Origin of the sequence: Lysobacter oculi, assembly GCF_003293695.1 — a bacterium.
Lineage (GTDB): Bacteria > Pseudomonadota > Gammaproteobacteria > Xanthomonadales > Xanthomonadaceae > Solilutibacter > Solilutibacter oculi.
Map to the genome: position 1 here is coordinate 1,654,598 of NZ_CP029556.1, position 18,632 is coordinate 1,673,229.

An 18,632-nucleotide genomic window follows, 5' to 3' on the forward strand; every position below is an offset into this window, starting at 1 on the left:
GCCGGGCACGCGGCGTGCGATGTCCTCTTCAATGGTGGCGATGCCGCGTTAATTCAACGTCGAAGGCGCTTTCCGGGCCCTCCGCCGCGGCGGTTTTCAGTCGTCGTTGGCCGCCACCGGCATCAGCCAGCCGTGATAGCGCACCAGCCGCCCGAGCAACGGCAGGCGCGCTTCGACCTCGAAGCCGTAGTGGCCATCGTCATCGTGTTCGCGGCAGCGCACCTCATCCAGCCAACTCGCCGGCACGGGCAGGATGCCGAACATCCGCGCGCGCTCGGCCACCCAATGCAGGTCGCTGTCGATGCGGCAGAGCCGGAAGTGGAAGGTGGCCGGGCCCAGCCGCTCGCGCAGCTGGCCGTTGTCGAAACTCAGTCGCGAGCGCATCGGCTTGCCGCCGAACCCGCGCAGCCAGGTTTCCTTCGCGCCACCGGCATCGAACTCCACCGTGATCGGCGCATCGGTCATCGCCGGCGGCAGCCGCATCAGCGCGCCGGCCAGCCGGCCCAGCGGGTTGCGGCCACGCTCCACGCTGAAACGGCCTTCGTAGCGGAACCGGCCCTGTCGCGCGTGCAGCGCCTTGACCTCGGGCGCGAGGTAGTAGAACTCGGCGCCGAGCAGGCGCTGGAACAGGGTCGGCGTCATGCCAGCCACGCGAGCGTGGCGATGCGGCCGCCGATGCCGTCGCGGCGATGCGAGAAGAACGCATCGGCTTCGCGGATGGTGCAGTGGTCGCCGCCGTGGATATCGGCGGGCGCCATGCCTGCGGCGGCCAGTCGACGTCGCGCGAGGGCGTACAGATCGACCTTCCAGTGGCCGGGCCGGGTAGGGGTGAAGGCGGCTTCCGCACCGGCATCGCCACCCACGAAGGCATCGCGGACTTCCGCGCCGATCTCGTAGGCCTGCGGGCCCGCCGCCGGGCCGAGCCAGGCGATGACATCGTGCGGCGCGGTCTTCATCGCCGAGAGCGTCGCTTCCAGCACGCCCGCGGCCAGCCCGCGCCAGCCGGCATGGGCGGCGGCGATCTCGTCACCATCGCGGGCGGCGAACACCACCGGCAGGCAGTCGGCGGTGAGGATGGCCAGCACCACGCCGCGCGTGTCGGTGACGGCGGCATCGGCCTCCGGCTCATCGCCCGCCTCCGAAGCGTCATCGAAATACATCGCCCGTGTGCCATGCACCTGCCGCAGCCAGCGCGGCGCCGAAGGCAGATCCAGCAACCCGCCCAGCTGGCGGCGGTTTTCCAGCGCATCGGCCAATGCGTCGCCGTTGCGCAGGCCCATGTTGAAGGTGTCGAAGGGCGGCTTCGACACGCCCGCGCCGTGGCGCAAGGTGGTCAAGGCATGGACGCCGGATGGCGCCGGCCAATCGGCTTCGATAAACGGACGCGCAGTCACCGCCGCTGCGCTTCGTTGAAGGCGGCGGTGTCGTCACGCATCGCCTTCATCAGCGCGCGCATGTCGGCAGGCACCGGCGCTTCGGCCCGGACCGGCAGGCCGGTGACCGGATGCGCGAATTCCAGCGCCTCGGCATGCAGGGCCTGGCGGCGGAAACCGCGCAAGGCGCCGACCAGTTCCTCGCTGGCGCCCTTCGGCAGCTTGAGCGCGCCGCCGTACAGCGGGTCGCCGATGATCGGGTGACGCAGGTGCTGCATGTGCACGCGGATCTGGTGGGTGCGCCCGGTTTCCAGCCGGCATTCCAGCGCGGTATGGGCGCGGAAGCGTTCACGCAGGCGGTAATGGGTGACGGCGTCGCGGCCGTCCTCGCGCACGGTCATGCGCAGGCGGTCACGCGGATGGCGGTCGATGGGCGCGTCGGCGGTGCCGCCCGAGACCAGCGCGCCGGCGACGACGGCCAGGTACTGGCGATGCACGTCGCGGGCCGAGAGCATCTCGACCAGTCTGGTCTGCGCCGGCAGCGTGCGCGCCACCACCATCACCCCGGAGGTGTCCTTGTCGAGGCGGTGGACGATGCCGGCCCGCGGCAGCGCGTTGAGCGAGGGGTCGCGGTAGAGCAGCGCGTTGACCAGGGTGCCGTCGGGGTTGCCGGCGCCGGGGTGGACCACCAGCCCGGCCGGCTTGTTGATGACGAAGACCGCATCGTCCTCGTACAGGACATCGAGCGGGATGTCCTGCGGCACGGCCTCGGTCTCGATGCCGAGCACCGCGACCAGGGTCACCTGCTCGCCGCCGTAGACCGGATCGCGCGGGCGCGCCGGCTTGCCGTCCAGCAGCGCATCGCCGGACTTGATCCAGCCGGCCAGCCGCGAGCGCGAGAAGTCGGGAAAGAGTTCGGCCAGCACGGCATCGAAACGACGCCCCGCGGCACCGTCGGGGACAACGGCATGCAACGTGCCGGATTCGGGGGTTTTATCGTTCATCAGGATGCGGATCTTCGGCCGGCGGACGTTTTTGCCGGATTCATGCTCCAAAGGCGGGAGCCGGGCCGGCTGGGCTATTATCACCGCTTCCGCACGACTCCCCTGCCGACATGTCCCCACGCTTCGACGCGCGCCCGCTTGCCCGTACCCTGCTGTTGCTGCTGATCGTCGTCTTTGCCGGCAGCGGTTGCGCCCGCATGGGCAAGATGTTCAAGAAGGATGGCCAGAACGAAGGCCTGCCGGTCGAGACGCTGTACGACAAGGCGCACGGCCAGATGGAGCGCGGCAACTACGGCAGCGCCGAGGAAACCTTCAAGCGCCTCATCGCCCAGTACCCGTACGGCCCCTACGCCGAGCAGGCGCTGATGGAAACCGCCTACGCGCAGTACAAGTCCGGCAAGAACGACGAGGCGGTGTCGAGCGTCGACCGCTTCCTGCGGACCTACCCGACCCACAAGAACGTCCCCTACATCTATTACCTGCGCGGCCTGGCCAACCAGGCCCGCAACACGGTGTTCCTGCAGAAGGTGTTCGCGCTCGACATGGCCGGCCGCGACCTGGCCGCGCCGATGCAGGCCTACAGCGACTTCGGCCTGGTGGTCGAGCGCTACGGCAACAGCCGCTACGCCGCCGACGCCCGCGAGCGCATGGTCTTCCTGCGCAACCAGTTCGCGCGCCACGAGCTCAACACCTCGGTCTACTACCTGCGCCGCGGCGCCTGGGTGGCCGCCGCCGACCGCGCCAAGTACCTGCTGGAAACCTACCCGCAGAGCGAGTACCAGAACGACGCCGTCGCCGTGCTGGCCGAAACCTATACCCGCCTCGGCAACACCACGCTGGCCGATGACGCCAAGCGCGTGCTGCTGCAGAACGACCCGCAGCACCCGTGGCTGCAGGGCGGCTGGCCGAAGAACCCGTCGGTGTTCCAGCGCCTCAACCCGTTCGCCCGCGAAGGCGTGCCGGAACGCGCGAAGGCCGAGTGATTCCGGCCTTCCCGGTCAAGGAAAAAGCCGCCTTCTGGCGGCTTTTTTCATGGCGATGCGGCTTCGGGCCGGCGCTCAGCCGCGCCAGCCGCTGGTGATCGGATAGCGCCGCTCGCGCCCGAAGGCACGCCGCGACACCTTCGGCCCCGGTGCGGCCTGGTGCCGCTTCCACTCGCCGATGCGCACCAGCCGGACCACCTTGTCCACCGTCGCGGCATCGAAGCCGGCGACGACGATCTCGTCGCGCGACTGCTCCTGGTCCACGTGGCGCATCAGAATGGCGTCCAGCACGTCGTAGGGCGGCAGCGAATCCTGGTCTTTCTGGTTGTCGCGCAATTCGGCGCTCGGCGGCCGCTCGATCACCGCGTTCGGGATCACTTCCATGCCACCCACCGTGTTGCGCCAGCGCGACAGCGCGAACACCTCGGTCTTGTAGAGATCCTTGATCGGCGCGTAGCCGCCGCACATGTCGCCATAGATCGTGGCGTAACCCACCGCGTACTCGCTCTTGTTGCCGGTGGTCAGCAGCAGCCCGCCGAACTTGTTGGACAGCGCCATCAGCATCGCGCCGCGGATGCGCGACTGCAGGTTCTCCTCGGTCACGTCGACCGGCTGGCCTTCGAAGGTGTCGGCCAGCGTGTCGAGGTAGGCCTGGAACGGCTTCTCGATCGGCAGCGCCATCAGCTTCACGCCCAGCGCGTCGCACTGTGCCTGCGCCAGGTCGTTGCTCAAGCCCGCGGTATAGCGCGAAGGCATCCGTACCGCGGTGACGTTGCCGGCACCCAGCGCATCCACGGCCAGCGCCAGCACCATCGAGGAATCGATGCCGCCGGACAGGCCCAGCCACACCTTCGAGAATCCGTTCTTGCCGCAGTAGTCGCGGATGCCGCGCACGATGGCGCGCCAGGCCAGCGCGTCGCGCGACTCGTCGCCGTCGTCCATCCACAGCACCGGGGTGAACCGGCGCGCGTCGGCGTCGTAGTCGACCACCAGCCACTGGTCGGTGAACGCGGCCGCCGCCGGCGAGGCCTGCCCGTCCGCATCGCACACCACCGAGGCGCCATCGAACACCACCGCGTCCTGCCCGCCGACCACGTTGAGGTAGGCAATGCCGACGCCGGTCTCGCGCGTGCGCTGGGCGAGCAGGGCGTCGCGCTGGGCATGCTTGTCGCGCTCGAACGGCGATGCGTTCGGCACCAGCACCAGCCGCGCGCCGGCGGCGACGGTGGAAGCGATCGGCTCGGCGAACCACAGGTCCTCGCAGATCAGCAAGCCGACCGGCACGCCGCCCACCTCGAACACGCAGTCGTCGCGGTCCGGATCGACATCGAAATAACGGCGCTCGTCGAACACCGCGTAATTCGGCAATTCGCGCTTGCGGTAGGTGTGCGCGATGCCGCCCTCGCGCAGCACGCTGGCCGCGTTGTAGACCACGCTGCCGGCCGCCTGCGGCCAGCCGACGATGGCGACGATCCCGGTCGTGGCCTTCGCCACCTCGCCGATCGCCGTCTCGCAGGCGCGCAGGAACGATGGCCGGTACAGCAGGTCCTCCGGCGGATAGCCGCAGAGCGCGAGCTCGGGAAACAGCACGATGTCGGCGCCGTGCTCGTCGCGCGCCACCGCGATCATCTCTGCGATGCGGCGCGCGTTGCCGGCGACGTCGCCGACCGGAAAATCGAACTGGGCAAGGGCGATGCGAAGGTTCATGCGACGAGTCTAGCGGACACCTTGCACGGGGGTTGCGTGGCCGCTTCGTCCTCACTGTCCCCTGAACACGACTTCGGCCTGGTCATCGCCGCTCCGCACGCGGAACCAGCGCAGGATGCGTTCGCGTGACTCCGCGGCCAGAGGCTGCGGGCTCGCCACCGTCAGCTGGACCAGGGGCTGCCGGTTGCCGTCCGCATCGATGCGGGAGCCCTGGCTCACCCCGACCATGCCGACACCCGGTTCCTGCGCACGGAGCTCGTCGGCGATGGCGGCGGCCTGTGACGCCATCGCGTTCCGGTCATGCAATGCCTGCTCGGCCGCCTTCAACTTCCGCTCCATGTCCGCCAGCGTGGCCTGCCCCTGCTGGATCACGTCGCCCAGCAGCTGCGTGCGCAACGCACCGACGTCGAGCGGCTCATTGCTGCGGGTCTGGTGCAGCCGGATGCGCGTGCCCGCCAAGCCCATGGGCGCCAGCCGGCTTTCGATGCGCGTCAGGTTCTCGTTCGAGACCGGATTGCCGACCAGCGACACGTCGATGACGCGCGCCGAAGCATCGATCCGCGTATCCACCACGAAGGCATCGCGGAACGCGAATGCCTCGCGCACGAAGTCGCCTGCGCGGGCACGGTAGACCTCATCCTTCACCAGGTTCACGGCCAGATAGATGCTCGGCAACAGGGTGGCGACGGCCACCAGCCACATCGCCATGCCGACGCGACGCTCGGTCCTGGCATCGACGAACGACTGCCGCGGCAGGCGCAGCAGGCGGATCCCGATGAACGTGGCCAGCGCGATGAAGACGCAGTTGATCGAATACAGGTAGAACGCGCCGCCGAACCAGCGCCATTCCCTGGTCGCCAGGCCGTAGCCGGCCGTGCACAGCGGCGGCATCAGCGCGGTGGCGATCGCCATGCCCGGGATGACGTTGGACTTCTCCTCGCGGGTCACGCCGATGATCCCCGCCATGCCGCCGAACAATGCGATCAGCACGTCCCACAGCGTCGGCGAGGTGCGGGCCAGCAGCTCCGATTGCGCTTCCGAGAGCGGCGTCAGCATGAAGTACAGCGCGGACACCACCAGGCCGATGACCGTGGACAGCGCCAGATTGAGTAGCGCCCGCCGCAGCAGGCCGAAGTCGTGCACCGCCACCCCGTGCCCGACGCCCATGATCGGGCCCATCAAGGGCGAGATCAGCATCGCGCCGATCACCACCGCGGTGGAATTGACGTTGAGCCCGATCGCGGCCACCAGGATGGCGAAGATCAGGATCCACGGCGTCGCGCCCTGCAACTCCACGCCCTCGCGGATGCGCCGTTCGATGATGTCGTCCGGCGCCTTGTCCGAGAGCAGGTTGAACCGGCGCGCCATCAGGCGGCGGAATTCACCGGGTCGTTTGCGCGCAGGCCGCGCTGGCGTGTTTTCGGCGTTCATGGGCGCATTGTGCCGCCCGCCGTGTCATGGAAAACGAAAAAGCCGCCCATCGGGCGGCTTTTTCTTGTCGTGGCGATGAGGCCTCGCGATTACTTCGCCAGGCGCTTGGCGATCGCCGCGCCCAGGTCGCCCGGCGACTTCACCGTGGTCACGCCCGCGGCTTCCATCGCCGCGAACTTGCCTTCGGCCGTGCCCGAGCCGCCCGAGGCGATCGCACCGGCGTGGCCCATGCGCTTGCCCTTCGGGGCCGACGCACCGGCGATGAAGCCGACCACCGGCTTGGTCACGTGCTTGGCGATGTATTCGGCAGCTTCTTCCTCGGCCGAACCACCGATCTCGCCAACCATGATGATGCCTTCGGTCTGCGGGTCTTCCTGGAACAGTTTCAGCGCGTCGATGAAGTTGGTGCCGTTGATCGGGTCGCCGCCGATGCCGATGCAGGTGGACTGGCCGAGGCCGGCGTCCGTGGTCTGCTTCACCGCTTCATAGGTCAGCGTGCCCGAACGCGACACGATGCCGACCTTGCCCGGCATGTGGATGTGGCCCGGCATGATGCCGATCTTGCACTCGCCGGGGGTGATCACGCCGGGGCAGTTCGGGCCCACCAGCACGGTGCCCGGATAGCCCTTCAGCACGTTCTTGACGCGCATCATGTCCAGCACCGGGATGCCTTCGGTGATGCAGACGATGACCTTGATGCCGGACGCAGCCGCTTCAAGGATGGCGTCGGCCGCGAACGGCGGCGGCACGTAGATGACGGAGGCATCGGCGCCGGTCTTCTCCACCGCCTGCTGCATGGTGTCGAACACCGGCAGGCCGAGGTGCTCGGTACCGCCCTTGCCCGGGGTCACGCCGCCGACCACCTTGGTGCCGTAGTCGAGCATCTGCTGCGCGTGGAAGGTGCCCTGCGAGCCGGTGAAGCCCTGCACCAGCACCTTCGTGTCCTTGTTGATCAAAACTGCCATTTCAGTGTCCTCGAAGGTGGGGGTCAGGCGGCGGCAGCGGCGGCAACCGCCTTCTTCGCGCCATCGTTGATGTCGTCGGCCGGGGTGATGGCCAGGCCGGATTCGGCCAGCAGCTTCTTGCCGGCTTCCACGTTGGTGCCTTCAAGACGCACGATCACCGGCACCTTGACGCCCACTTCCTTGACCGCGGCGATGATGCCCTCGGCGATCATGTCGCAGCGGACGATGCCGCCGAAGATGTTGACGAAGATCGCCTTGACGCTCGGCGAGCGCAGGATCAGCTTGAACGCCTCGGTCACCTTCTCCTTGTTGGCGCCGCCGCCGACATCGAGGAAGTTGGCCGGCTCGCCGCCGTTGAGCTTGATGACGTCCATCGTCGCCATCGCCAGGCCCGCGCCGTTCACCATGCAGGCGATGTCGCCGTCCATGGTCACGTAGTTCAGGTCGTACTTGGAGGCGAGCACTTCGGTCTCGTCTTCCTGGCGGGTGTCGCGCATCGCCACCAGGTCGGCATGGCGGAAGTTGGCGTTGTCATCGGAATTGATCTTGCCGTCGAGGACGGCCAGGTTGCCGTCGTCCAGGATCGCCAGCGGGTTCAGCTCGACCAGGGCCAGGTCCTTGTCGTTGAACAGCTTGTACAGGCCCAGCATGATCTTGGTCAGCTGGCCGGCCTGCTTGGCGTTGAGGCGCAGCGCGAAGGCCAGGTCACGGCACTGGTAGGCCTGCAGGCCTTCGACGTAGTTCACGTGCAGGGTCTTGATCGCGTCCGGCTTCTCGGCGGCGACCTGTTCGATGTCCATGCCGCCCTCGGCCGAGGCGATGAAGGTCACCGTCTGCGTGGCGCGGTCGACCAGCACCGACAGATAGAGTTCCTTGTCGATGTTGGTGGCCTGGGTGACCAGCACGCTGTCCACCGGCAGCTCGACGCCGGCGGTCTGGTAGGTGGCCATCTTGGTGCCGAGCATCGCCTTGGCGTACTGCTTCACCTCGTCCAGCGTCTTCGCCAGCTTGACGCCGCCGGCCTTGCCGCGGCCACCCGCGTGGATCTGGGCCTTCACCACCCAGAAGTCGCCGCCGATCGCCTTGGCCGCGGCCACGGCTTCATCGGGGGAGTGGGCAACCTGCCCGGCGGGAACATTGATGCCGTAGTCGCCAAACATCTGCTTGGCCTGATATTCGTGGAAATTCATGGGTCACCAGGATGTGGGAAGACGCGTCCGCCGGCCCCTCGGGGCCGCAGTGCGCCGGATATTGTCGCCGATGCGGCCGTGCCGGGCAAAACCGGCCCCGGCCGGGCACGGGGCCGTGCCTATACTTCGGTGCCGACCCGAGGCCAGCGCCGGACCCGCGATGCAACAGCCCAAACGCCAGCTGCCCGTGCCCTTCCACCTGCTGGGCGAGGAAATCCGCCTCTACTGGGTGTTCCGCATCTACCAGGGGCTGGCGGTCTTCGCGGCCTTCATGACCGGCGGCCAAGGCCTGTACTGGACGCCCGCCAACCCCGAACTGGGCCAGGTCGCCAGCGCACTCTTCGTCAGCGCCGGGCTGGCGATGTTCGGCATCTCCTTCCTGCGCAGGATGCGCGCGGACTGGCAGTTCTATGCCGGCGCCACCCTCGACATCGTCTACGTCAACTTCGTGCTGGCCGCCGCGCCCGGTGCGATGGGCATGGTGATGTTGATGCTGATCACCTCGATCGCCGCATCCGCCCTCTTCATCCACCTGCGCTTCGGCCTGCTGATGGCGCTGCTGGGCATCCTGACGCTGGTGGCGCACCGGTTCTTCTTCGCGCCCGGATCGGTGGGCGACGGGCCGGCGGTCAATACCCTGTCCATCTTCGCACTCGGCTACATCTCGATGGCGCTGCTGTTCATCGCGCTGATCCTGGGGCGCATCGGCACCAAGCTGTTCTCCACCCAGCGCATCGCCAGCGAGCGCAAGGAGGAGATCCTGGAACTTTCGGCCTTGAACGAGCAGATGCTCAAGCGCCTGCCGATGGGCGTGCTGGTGGTCGACGAGGAAGGCGACATCCGCAGCAGCAACGAGGCGGCGATGCAACTGCTGCAGCTGCCGGCCACGCCCGGGCGGCGCTCGCTGCTGTTGGCCCAGCCCGAACTGCGGCGCCAGATGGAAGCCTGGGAGCGCGACCCGACCACCGCCCGCGCGCCGATCTCGATGGGCCCGGAGGCCCGCCAGATCGAGCCGCAGTTCCTGCACCTGCACCCCGGCAGCGACGAAGTGCTGGTGTTCCTGGAAGATACCTCGCAGGCGGCGCGGCGCGCGGAAAGCATCACGCTGGCCACGCTCGGGCGCTTCTCCGCCAGCCTGGCGCACGAGATCCGCAACCCGCTGTCGGCGATCAAGTATTCCTCGCAGCTGTTGAGCGAATCGAGCAACCTGGACGTGATGGACCGGCGGATGCTCGACATCGTCCAGCAGCAGATCCAGCGCATGAACGGCATCATCGACAGCGTGCTGGGCCTCGCCCGCCGCGAGCAGGCGCATCCGCAGGTGTTCGACATCTCGCAGATGCTGCGCGATTTCGTGGCCGAGTACGTGTCCGGCTTCCCGCTCGACAACGACGAGCTGGACGTACAGGCGCCGCTGGCCGCGCAGACCGCGCTGGCCGACCCCAAGCACATCCACCAGATCGTGATGGTGCTGGTCAGCAACGCCCGCTACTACGGCCGCATGCCGCAGGAACCGGCGAAGATGACGCTGCGCCTGCATACGCAGGGCACGCAATTCGCCATCGATGTGCTGGACGAAGGCCCCGGCATCCCCGAACAGGCGCGCAAGAACCTGTTCCATCCCTTCTTCACCACTTCAAGCCACGGCACCGGGCTCGGCCTCTACATCGCCCGCGAACTGGCCCGCGCCAACCAGGGCGACCTGCAGTACATGCGCCGCGCCAATGGCAGCTGCTTCCGGCTCACCCTGCCCAAGGCGGATGCCCACCCGGCCCGCTAGAATGAAACCCGACGCAAACCCGGAGTAACGCGTGACCACAACTCAATGCGCACTGGTGGTCGATGACGAACGCGACATCCGCGAATTGCTGGTGGTGACCCTGACCCGGATGGGCCTGCGCGTGGAAACCGCGGCCACGGTAGGCGCGGCCAAGCAGCAGCTGGCCCAGCAGCCCTTCGATTTCTGCCTGACCGACATGCGCCTGCCCGATGGCAACGGCATGGAGATCCTTGCCCACATCAGCGCGCATTACCCGATGACCCCGGCGGCGATGATCACCGCGTTCGGCAACGTCGAAGCGGCGGTGGAAGCGCTGAAGGCCGGCGCGTTCGACTTTGTCGCCAAGCCGGTCGACCTGCACGCCCTGCGCGACCTGGTGCGCCACGCGCTGAAGCTCCGCTCCGAGCGCGGCAACGCGGCCACCGCGCCCGCCCCGGGCGAAAAGCCGGCAGGTGCGGCGGACAGTGGCGCCTTCGCGATGATGAAAGGCGACTCGCCGGCCATGGACGCGCTGCGCCAGACCATCGCCAAGGTCGCGCGCAGCCAGGCGCCGGTCTACATCTGGGGCGAATCCGGCACCGGCAAGGAACTCACCGCCCGCAGCATCCACGAACTCGGCCCACGTGCCGGTGGCCCCTTCGTCCCGGTCAACTGCGGCGCGATCCCGGCCGAGCTGATGGAAAGCGAGTTCTTCGGCCACAAGAAAGGCAGCTTCACTGGCGCCCATGCCGACAAGGAAGGCCTGTTCCAGGCGGCGAACGGCGGCACGCTCTTTCTGGACGAGGTAGCCGAGCTGCCGATGCCGATGCAGGTCAAGCTGCTGCGCGCCATCCAGGAAAAGAAGGTGCGCCCGGTCGGCGCCGCCACCGAGATCGACGTCGACGTGCGCCTGCTCTCGGCCACCCACAAGAACCTGGCCAAGCTGGTGGAGGAAGGCAAGTTCCGCCACGACCTCTACTACCGCATCAACGTGATCGAGCTGCGCGTGCCGCCGCTGCGCGAGCGCGGCAACGACCTGCAACCGCTGGCCGAGGGCATCCTGACCCGGCTGGCCGGCGCGCACGGCGTGGCGACGCCGCGGCTGGGTACCTCCGCGGAACAGGCATTGGCCAGCTACGCATTTCCCGGCAACGTGCGCGAGCTGGAGAACATCCTGGAGCGTGCGATGACGATGGCCGAAGGCGATGTCATCCAGGCCGAGGACCTGCGGTTGCCGGCGGCAGCTGCCACCGTGCCTTCCGCGCAACACAGCCCCGCACCTGCGCCGGTACCCACGCAGGAGGCGACCATGCCCGTTGAATCCGTCGTCGCGGAAGCGATCGACATCGAGCCCGGCAAGGCCCTGCCCGACGCCATCGAAAAGATGGAGCGCACGGTCATCGAGCAGGCGCTCGTGGCCAACCGCTACAACAAGACCAAGACCGCCGCCCAGCTGGGCATCACCTTCCGGGCGCTGCGCTACAAGCTCAAGAAGCTGGGGATCGACTAGGCCAGCCCTGCACCGGATGGCCCCCGAAGCGCGAAAACTGACGCTCCAGGGCACATTTTTCGGGCCGTGGCTGGCCGATTTGTAAGAAATCCGTGATTCCAGCCCCTTCCAAGACTGGCACGGGTTGTGCATAGTTCTCCCTGCACGTGCCTGTCGCACGGCAGCCCACGGACCGGCAAGCCGGCCACGGGGCACGTGATGTTCCATTCTTTTCCCTGGGGATATACAAATGAAGAAGCAATCCGGTTTCACCCTGATCGAACTGATGATCGTTGTCGCGATCATCGCCATCCTGGCCGCCATCGCGCTGCCGGCTTACAACAACTATCGCGTGCGTTCGGCCACCAATGCCTGCGCTGGCGAAGCCAAGTCTTGGGTCAATGCGTGGATTGCGGCCAACCATGCCTCCATGGCCCTTCCAGCCGCTCCGGCCGGCGCCTGCTTGAGCAGCAGCGGTGGCCACACTGGTCACACCACGGGTAACGAAGTGGCTGCAAACGCTGCGTCCGTCTTCGTTCCGCGTCCGCCGGCACTGCCTGCTGCCACGACCACGTGCAGCCTGGCATCCGGCACCTGCACCACCGCCACCCCCTGATGCGGTTGGCCCCTCGTGTGCGCAGTACTGCCTTTGCACACGATTGCCTAACAACAAACCCCGCATATGCGGGGTTTGTTTTATCCAAAACTTGAATGTCATGGTCGATTTTCAGCAGTGCCATGGCTGCTATTTGTCTGACGCGAATCCACAATAACGCAGCGAGGCCAAGTAATATCCCTAGGCGTGACGCAGGGGCTTAGGAGAATATCTAGTGAGTCATGCACAACGGGGTTTCACTTTGATCGAACTCATGATCGTGGTGGCGATCATCGGGATTTTGGCGGCTATCGCGCTGCCTTCCTACAACGCTTATCGCGCCCGCGCAGCCGAATCAGCCTGCTTGGCTGAAATGAAGAGTTACGCCACAGTCGCACTGGCTGAGCTACATAATGGCGGGGCTCCAGTCGCTCCTCCGGCCAGCGCTTGTAGCGCTGCCGACACCGCCACGGCGATTGGCACGGCCATCACCGGCACGGCGCAATCACCGGGCACCCGTTCGGTCACCTGTGACATGAATAACGGGCATTGCGCTCTGCAGTAACGGCACACAACAACAAGCCAGATACTTGCAGTAAAGTTCTTGCTTGCTTGGAGTGAACTCATGAACGCACAGCCGAATACCCAAAATCTGGTCGGTATCACCGGCATTACCCGTCGCTTGGCGATGGATGGCGCATTGGAGATCGATGGCGCGCGAGCAGCGCAGGAGGCCGCGGCCAAGGCCCGCATCCCCATCGCCCAATGGCTGATCAGCGAGAAGCTGGTCACCCCCGCCCAACTGACCGCCGCGAATGCGATGGAATTCGGACTGTCAATCTTCGACCCCGGTGCAATGCCCCCTCACCCGGAAACCCTCAAGCTGGTTTCCGAAGAGCTGATCCAGAAGCACAAGGTGCTGCCGCTATTCAAGCGCGGCAACCGGCTCTTTGTGGGCACCGCGGATCCCGCCAACCTGCAGGGCATGGATGAGATCAAGTTCCAGTCCAGCCTGGCAGTCGAACCGGTGTTGGTGGACATCGATACCCTGCAGCGCACGCTGGAAATCTGGCAGGCCACGGGCGACTCGCTGGGTGACTTGCTCGGTGGCGACGACGACCTGAACACGCTCGATGTCGCCGAAGATCACGCGGATGGTGGCGATCAGGGCGTCGATGCCAAGGGTGATGACGACACGCCCGTGGTCAAGTTCATCAACAAGATTCTGATTGATGCCATCCGCCGGGGCGCTTCTGACATCCACTTCGAACCCTATGAAGAGAGCTACCGCGTGCGCCTGCGCATCGACGGCGTACTGCGCAGTGTTACCCGCATGGCCAACAAGATGCATACCCGCATCGCCGCCCGCCTCAAGGTCATGGCCCAGCTCGATATCGCCGAAAAGCGCGTCCCTCAGGACGGTCGCATCAAGCTGAACCTGTCGAAGACCAAGCAGATGGACTTCCGCGTCAGCACCCTGCCCACCTTGTTTGGCGAAAAGATCGTGCTGCGTATCCTGGATGGCGGTGCGGCGAAGCTGGGCATCGAGAAGCTGGGCTATGAGGAGGCACAGCAGAAACTCTTCCTCGACGCCATCCACAAGCCCTATGGGATGGTGCTGGTCACCGGCCCGACCGGCTCCGGCAAGACCGTGTCGCTGTACACGGCACTGGGCATCCTCAACGACGACACCCGCAACATCTCGACGGTCGAAGACCCGGTGGAAATCCGCCTGCCCGGCGTCAACCAGGTCCAGCAGAACACCAAGACCGGCATGACCTTCGCCGCCGCGCTGCGCTCTTTCCTGCGACAGGATCCGGATGTGATCATGGTCGGCGAAATCCGCGACCTGGAGACTGCCGAGATCGGCGTCAAGGCCGCCCAGACAGGTCACATGGTGCTGTCCACCCTGCATACCAATGACGCGCCGCAGACCATTGCCCGCCTGATGAACATGGGCATCGCACCGTTCAACATCATCAGTTCGGTGACCCTGGTCATCGCCCAGCGCCTGGCCCGTCGGCTCTGCCCATCCTGCAAGCGCGAGGCCAAGCTGCCCGAACACGCCCTGCTGGCCGAGGGCTTTACCCACGAGGAAATCGCGGCCGGGCTCAAGGTCTACGAGGCCAGCGGTTGCAGTGAATGCACGGAAGGGTATAAAGGGCGCACTGGCATCTACCAGGTCATGCCGATGACCGAAGAGATCCAGGCCATCGTGTTGGAAGGGGGCAATGCCATGCAGATCGCCGCGGCCGCGCAACGGTCCGGCGTGAATGACCTGCGCCAGTCGGCGATGCTCAAGGTCAAGCAGGGCGTGACCAGCCTTACGGAAATCAACCGCGTCACCAAGGACTAAACCCACATGTCGGCCACCCGTTCAGCCATTTCCCGCCCCAACTCCGCCACCGGCGGCGTCCAACAGGCACCGATGCCCACCTTTACCTGGAAGGGCACGGACAAGCGTGGCACGGTGATGAAGGGCGAGCAGCAGGCCAAGACCGAGGCCTTGCTGCGTGCGGAACTGCGTCGCCAAGGCATTACCCCGACCCAGGTCCGGCCCAAGGCCAAGCCATTGTTCGGCGCCGCCGGCAAGAAGATCAGCGCTCGAGAAATCGCAGTATTTAGTCGCCAACTGGCAACGATGATGAAATCCGGAGTACCGATCGTCCAGGCGCTTGAGATCATCGGCAGCGGACAGAAGAACCCGCGCATGGGTAGCATGGTGAATGCATTGCGAGCTGATATTGCAGGAGGCTCATCAATCTACGAGGCGCTGTCAAAATACCCAGTGCAATTCGATGAACTTTATCGCAACTTGGTAAAGGCTGGCGAGAGCGCCGGCGTTTTAGAGACAGTTCTAGAAACGATCGCTAGCTATAAAGAAAATCTAGAAACCCTTAAAGGGAAAATAAAAAAAGCGCTTTTTTATCCTGCAATGGTCATCGCTGTTGCGCTCTTAGTTAGCTCAATCTTGTTGATATTCGTCGTCCCACAGTTCGAAGAGGTCTTTAAAAGCTTTGGTGCAGAGTTGCCGGCATTTACGCAGATTATCGTCACTCTAAGCAAGTTCATGGTTTCTTGGTGGTGGCTTTTCTTGCTAGTCGTCGCAACGGGCATTGCCGCATTTATATTTTTTTACAAGCGCTCGCTTGCTTTTCAGCACTTTCTTGACCGTATAGTTCTGAAAGTGCCTGTTATCGGTCAGATAATGAATAACTCCGCGATTGCTCGTTTTGCGCGCACGCTGGGCGTCACCTTCGCAGCAGGCGTTCCGCTGGTGGAAGGGCTGGGCACGGTAGCGGGTGCGACCGGCAACAGCGTCTATGAAAAGGCTGTCTATCGCATGCGCGATGACGTGTCCGTGGGTTATCAGGTCAACATGGCGATGAAGCAGGTCAACCTGTTCCCGCACATGGTGGTGCAGATGACCGCCATCGGCGAAGAAGCCGGTGCGCTCGATGCCATGCTGATCAAAGTCGCCGAATTCTATGAGCAGGAGGTCAACAATTCGGTGGACGCGCTGTCGAGCCTGATCGAGCCCTTCGTGATGGTCATCATCGGTGTGCTGGTTGGCAGCATGGTCATCGGCATGTATCTGCCGATCTTCAAGCTGGCCTCCGTCGTTTCCGGCTGAGGCATGGCCTTCCTCGACCAGAATCTGGCGCTGGGCTTCCCGGCGGCAGCCGCGCTCGGCCTGGTGGTCGGCAGCTTCATCAACGTGGTCATCCTGCGATTGCCGCGGCGCATGGAATGGCAGTGGAAGCGCGACGCCCGCGAGATCCTGGAGCAGCCGGAGATCTACGACCCGCCGCCGCCCGGCATCGCGATCGAGCCCTCCCACTGCCCGCATTGCAAGACGCGGCTGCGCTGGTACGAGAACATCCCGCTGCTGAGCTGGCTGGTCCAGGGCGGCAAGTGCCGGCACTGCGGCGCCGGCATTTCCCTGCAGTACCCGCTGGTCGAGCTGCTGACCATGCTGCTCACGCTGGCCTGCGTCTGGCGCTTCGGGTTTGGCTGGCAGGGTTTCGGCGCGATGCTGTTCACCTGGTTCCTGGTGGCGGCCTCGGGCATCGATGTCCGCACCCAACTGCTGCCGGATTCACTCACCTTGCCGCTGATGTGGCTCGGTTTCATCGCGGCGCACGAACGCCTGTTCGTCGAGCCCAAGACCGCATTGGCCGGCGCGATGGTCGGTTATGGCAGCCTGTGGCTGGTCTGGTGGCTGTTCAAGCAGCTGACCGGCAAGGAAGGCATGGGCCACGGCGATTTCAAGCTGCTGGCGGCCATCGGCGCCTGGTGCGGGCTGAAGGGCATCCTGCCGACCATCCTGCTGTCGTCGCTGGTCGGCGCGATCGTCGGTTCGATCTGGCTGGCGGCCAAGGGCCGCGACAAGGCGACGCCGCTGCCGTTCGGGCCGTATCTGGCCATCGCCGGCTGGATCGTGTTCATGTGGGGTGACGTGCTGATCGGCCAGTACATGCGCCTGAGCGGGCTGGACGGCTGAGCCGGTGGCCCGGTTCCGGGTCGGGTTAACGGGCGGCATCGCGTCGGGCAAGAGCGCGGCGGATGCGGGCTTCGCCGGCCTCGGTGTCGCGGTGGTGGATGCCGACGTCATCGCCCGCGAACTGGTGGAGCCCGGCCAACCGGCGCTCGCGGAGATCGTCGAGCATTTCGGGACTGAAGTGCTCGATGCCGCTGGCCGCCTCGACCGCCCGGCCCTGCGCAGGCGCATCTTCGCGAATCCCGGCGACAAGGTCGCGCTGGAATCGATCCTCCACCCCCGTATCCGCGAAGAGCTGGAAGTGCGTACGTCGGCTGCCCCCGGCGACATCGCCATCGCCTCCATCCCGTTGCTGGCCGAAGGCGGTGGCCGATCCGCCTACCCGTGGCTGGACCGGATAGTCGTGGTCGATGTCGCGCCGGAAACGCAGGCACAGCGGTTGATGCAGCGAGACGGCATCGATGCGGCCTTGGCTACCCGCATGATCGCGGCGCAGGCCAGCCGCGAGGTGCGTCGCGCGATCGCGGACGACATCGTCAACAACGAAGGCAGCCTCGCCGACCTGCAGGCGCATATCGCCGATCTGCATCGGCTGTACCGGCGATTGGCGGCCGAAGCCATCGCCTGATCAGCCAACGCTCGGCCAAAGCCCCCGTATCGCGGCAATCCCCTGCGCACCATGCAGGCGCGCCTCTTCCACACCCCCCACCCCGAGCCCGCCGATAGCGTAGATCGGCAGCGAGACATGCTCGCGCAGGGCGGCGAAACCGTTCCAGCCGATCGCGGGCCTGCCCGGATGGCTTGCAGTCTCCTGCACCGCACCGAGCACGGCGAAATCGCAGCCCAGTGCTTCGGCATGGCGCAGTTCGCGCTCGTCGTGGCAGGAGGCGGCCAGCTTCAGGCCTTCGGGGAAATGGCGCGCGCGGCGCTTCATCAACATCGCGGCGGGCAGGTGCAGGCCGATGCCGTGTGCCTCCGCCAATGCTTCATCGGCACTGACCAGCACTTCGGCGCGATGCGCGTGGCAGCGCGCCACGGCCTCGGCGACCAGCGTGCGCCAACGTCCGGCGCCCACATCCGGGCCGCGCAGCTGGACGCAGCTGATGCCGGCGGCCAGCACGGCATCCAGCCCCGCCAGCCAGGCGCCATCGCTGACATCGTGCGGCGAAGGCGTGACCAGATAACAGTCGGTCTCCAGCAAGGCGGCGACGACCGGGCGGTCCGCCGGCGTCATGGCGTAGCGGTGCAGCTTGTCCATCGGCACCCAGGCCAGGGCCTGCCCGTCCAGCCCGCGCGCCCGTCCGCGATGCACCGGCACGCGCCGGACATCGAGCCGGATGCGCTTGTGCGGCATCTGCTGCGGCACGGTGATGAGGTGGGCGCCGACATCCGCATCGATGCCGAGTTCCTCGTGCAGCTCGCGGGCCAGTGCCTGTTCGGGGGTTTCGCCGGGATCGACCTTGCCGCCCGGGAATTCCCACAGCCCGGCCAGGTCCCTGCCCTGCGTGCGCCGCGCCAGCAGCACGCGGCCGCGCGCATCGGTGATCACCCCGGCCATGACGTGGATCGCGGGCGTGTCATCGGCGGGACGAGTGGGCATCGACAAACGGGGCGGCGGCGGGCCTACAGCTTCCC

17 protein-coding genes are annotated in these 18,632 nt (G+C 66.2%); 9 read left to right on the top strand and 8 right to left on the bottom strand.

Translation table 11 applies throughout. The features are described 5' to 3' along the window. Positions 1–96 precede the first annotated feature (96 nt). The 3 genes from DCD74_RS08010 to rluD are packed head-to-tail and all read right to left on the bottom strand — an operon-like array spanning position 97 to position 2,377. On the bottom strand, positions 97–642 hold the full coding sequence (locus DCD74_RS08010) for a DUF4166 domain-containing protein (protein ID WP_112926847.1): 546 nt from the start codon (positions 640–642) through the stop codon (positions 97–99). After that, positions 639–1,337 (bottom strand): peptidoglycan editing factor PgeF, encoded by a 699-nt coding sequence (gene pgeF / locus DCD74_RS08015; RefSeq protein WP_237049567.1) that lies wholly within the window; start codon positions 1,335–1,337, stop codon positions 639–641. The genes DCD74_RS08010 and pgeF overlap by 4 nt, the downstream gene beginning before the upstream one ends. Before the next feature lie 53 nt (positions 1,338–1,390). Continuing rightward, on the bottom strand, positions 1,391–2,377 hold the full coding sequence (rluD, locus tag DCD74_RS08020) for a 23S rRNA pseudouridine(1911/1915/1917) synthase RluD (protein ID WP_112927745.1): 987 nt from the start codon (positions 2,375–2,377) through the stop codon (positions 1,391–1,393). A 110-nt stretch (positions 2,378–2,487) separates the two neighbouring features. On the opposite strand from rluD, the gene DCD74_RS08025 reads away from it, so the two are divergent. Next, positions 2,488–3,360 (top strand): outer membrane protein assembly factor BamD, encoded by an 873-nt coding sequence (locus tag DCD74_RS08025; protein ID WP_112926849.1) that lies wholly within the window; start codon positions 2,488–2,490, stop codon positions 3,358–3,360. 75 nt (positions 3,361–3,435) lie between these two features. On the opposite strand, the gene DCD74_RS08030 is transcribed toward DCD74_RS08025, so the two are convergent. The 4 genes from DCD74_RS08030 to sucC form a co-directional block, all read right to left on the bottom strand. Next, on the bottom strand, positions 3,436–5,067 hold the full coding sequence (locus DCD74_RS08030; protein ID WP_112926850.1) for an NAD+ synthase: 1,632 nt from the start codon (positions 5,065–5,067) through the stop codon (positions 3,436–3,438). 51 nt (positions 5,068–5,118) lie between these two features. Then, positions 5,119–6,498, bottom strand: a complete 1,380-nt coding sequence (locus tag DCD74_RS08035; RefSeq protein WP_112926851.1) for a DUF389 domain-containing protein — start codon at positions 6,496–6,498, stop codon at positions 5,119–5,121. A gap of 89 nt (positions 6,499–6,587) precedes the next feature. Continuing rightward, the gene (gene sucD / locus DCD74_RS08040; RefSeq protein ID WP_112926852.1) at positions 6,588–7,463 is read right to left on the bottom strand and encodes a succinate--CoA ligase subunit alpha; all 876 of its coding nucleotides are present in this window, start codon (positions 7,461–7,463) and stop codon (positions 6,588–6,590) included. Between the two features lie 23 nt (positions 7,464–7,486). Next, positions 7,487–8,653 (bottom strand): ADP-forming succinate--CoA ligase subunit beta, encoded by a 1,167-nt coding sequence (sucC, locus tag DCD74_RS08045; protein ID WP_112926853.1) that lies wholly within the window; start codon positions 8,651–8,653, stop codon positions 7,487–7,489. Between the two features lie 160 nt (positions 8,654–8,813). On the opposite strand from sucC, the gene DCD74_RS08050 reads away from it, so the two are divergent. The 8 genes from DCD74_RS08050 (at position 8,814) to coaE (ending at position 17,625) form a co-directional block, all read left to right on the top strand. Beyond that, entirely contained in the window at positions 8,814–10,433 is a 1,620-nt protein-coding gene (locus DCD74_RS08050; protein WP_112926854.1) for a sensor histidine kinase, read from the top strand. A 31-nt stretch (positions 10,434–10,464) separates the two neighbouring features. Continuing rightward, positions 10,465–11,922, top strand: a complete 1,458-nt coding sequence (locus DCD74_RS08055) for a sigma-54-dependent transcriptional regulator (RefSeq protein WP_112926855.1) — start codon at positions 10,465–10,467, stop codon at positions 11,920–11,922. A gap of 229 nt (positions 11,923–12,151) precedes the next feature. Then, the gene (locus DCD74_RS13205; RefSeq protein ID WP_112926856.1) at positions 12,152–12,517 is read left to right on the top strand and encodes a prepilin-type N-terminal cleavage/methylation domain-containing protein; all 366 of its coding nucleotides are present in this window, start codon (positions 12,152–12,154) and stop codon (positions 12,515–12,517) included. Between the two features lie 214 nt (positions 12,518–12,731). Beyond that, entirely contained in the window at positions 12,732–13,061 is a 330-nt protein-coding gene (locus DCD74_RS13130) for a prepilin-type N-terminal cleavage/methylation domain-containing protein (protein ID WP_112926857.1), read from the top strand. 60 nt (positions 13,062–13,121) lie between these two features. After that, a complete protein-coding gene (gene pilB / locus DCD74_RS08070; protein ID WP_112926858.1) occupies positions 13,122–14,852 on the top strand; it encodes a type IV-A pilus assembly ATPase PilB in 1,731 nt (576 codons plus the stop codon). Between the two features lie 72 nt (positions 14,853–14,924). Continuing rightward, positions 14,925–16,130 (top strand): type II secretion system F family protein, encoded by a 1,206-nt coding sequence (locus tag DCD74_RS08075; protein WP_407072233.1) that lies wholly within the window; start codon positions 14,925–14,927, stop codon positions 16,128–16,130. Between the two features lie 3 nt (positions 16,131–16,133). Further along, positions 16,134–17,000, top strand: a complete 867-nt coding sequence (locus tag DCD74_RS08080) for a prepilin peptidase (protein WP_112926860.1) — start codon at positions 16,134–16,136, stop codon at positions 16,998–17,000. A 4-nt stretch (positions 17,001–17,004) separates the two neighbouring features. Continuing rightward, positions 17,005–17,625 (top strand): dephospho-CoA kinase, encoded by a 621-nt coding sequence (gene coaE, locus DCD74_RS08085; protein ID WP_112926861.1) that lies wholly within the window; start codon positions 17,005–17,007, stop codon positions 17,623–17,625. Here the strand turns inward: coaE and DCD74_RS08090 are convergent, their stop codons facing one another. Further along, positions 17,626–18,597, bottom strand: coding sequence for a Nudix family hydrolase (locus DCD74_RS08090; protein WP_112926862.1), 972 nt, complete (start codon positions 18,595–18,597; stop codon positions 17,626–17,628). Positions 18,598–18,632: the final 35 nt, after the last annotated feature.

Excerpts from the sequence above, each read along its gene's own strand:
- DCD74_RS08035 (WP_112926851.1), bottom strand. The coding sequence starts at position 6,498 with ATGAACGCCGAAAACACGCCAGCGCGGCCTGCGCGCAAACGACCCGGT.
- sucC (WP_112926853.1), bottom strand. The coding sequence starts at position 8,653 with ATGAATTTCCACGAATATCAGGCCAAGCAGATGTTTGGCGACTACGGC.
- sucD (WP_112926852.1), bottom strand. The coding sequence starts at position 7,463 with ATGGCAGTTTTGATCAACAAGGACACGAAGGTGCTGGTGCAGGGCTTC.
- DCD74_RS08050 (WP_112926854.1), top strand. The coding sequence starts at position 8,814 with ATGCAACAGCCCAAACGCCAGCTGCCCGTGCCCTTCCACCTGCTGGGC.
- DCD74_RS08080 (WP_112926860.1), top strand. The coding sequence starts at position 16,134 with ATGGCCTTCCTCGACCAGAATCTGGCGCTGGGCTTCCCGGCGGCAGCC.
- DCD74_RS13205 (WP_112926856.1), top strand. The coding sequence starts at position 12,152 with ATGAAGAAGCAATCCGGTTTCACCCTGATCGAACTGATGATCGTTGTC.
- DCD74_RS08010 (WP_112926847.1), bottom strand. The coding sequence starts at position 642 with ATGACGCCGACCCTGTTCCAGCGCCTGCTCGGCGCCGAGTTCTACTAC.
- DCD74_RS08075 (WP_407072233.1), top strand. The coding sequence starts at position 14,925 with ATGCCCACCTTTACCTGGAAGGGCACGGACAAGCGTGGCACGGTGATG.
- pilB (WP_112926858.1), top strand. The coding sequence starts at position 13,122 with ATGAACGCACAGCCGAATACCCAAAATCTGGTCGGTATCACCGGCATT.
- rluD (WP_112927745.1), bottom strand. The coding sequence starts at position 2,377 with ATGAACGATAAAACCCCCGAATCCGGCACGTTGCATGCCGTTGTCCCC.
- DCD74_RS08030 (WP_112926850.1), bottom strand. The coding sequence starts at position 5,067 with ATGAACCTTCGCATCGCCCTTGCCCAGTTCGATTTTCCGGTCGGCGAC.
- DCD74_RS08025 (WP_112926849.1), top strand. The coding sequence starts at position 2,488 with ATGTCCCCACGCTTCGACGCGCGCCCGCTTGCCCGTACCCTGCTGTTG.
- DCD74_RS08090 (WP_112926862.1), bottom strand. The coding sequence starts at position 18,597 with ATGCCCACTCGTCCCGCCGATGACACGCCCGCGATCCACGTCATGGCC.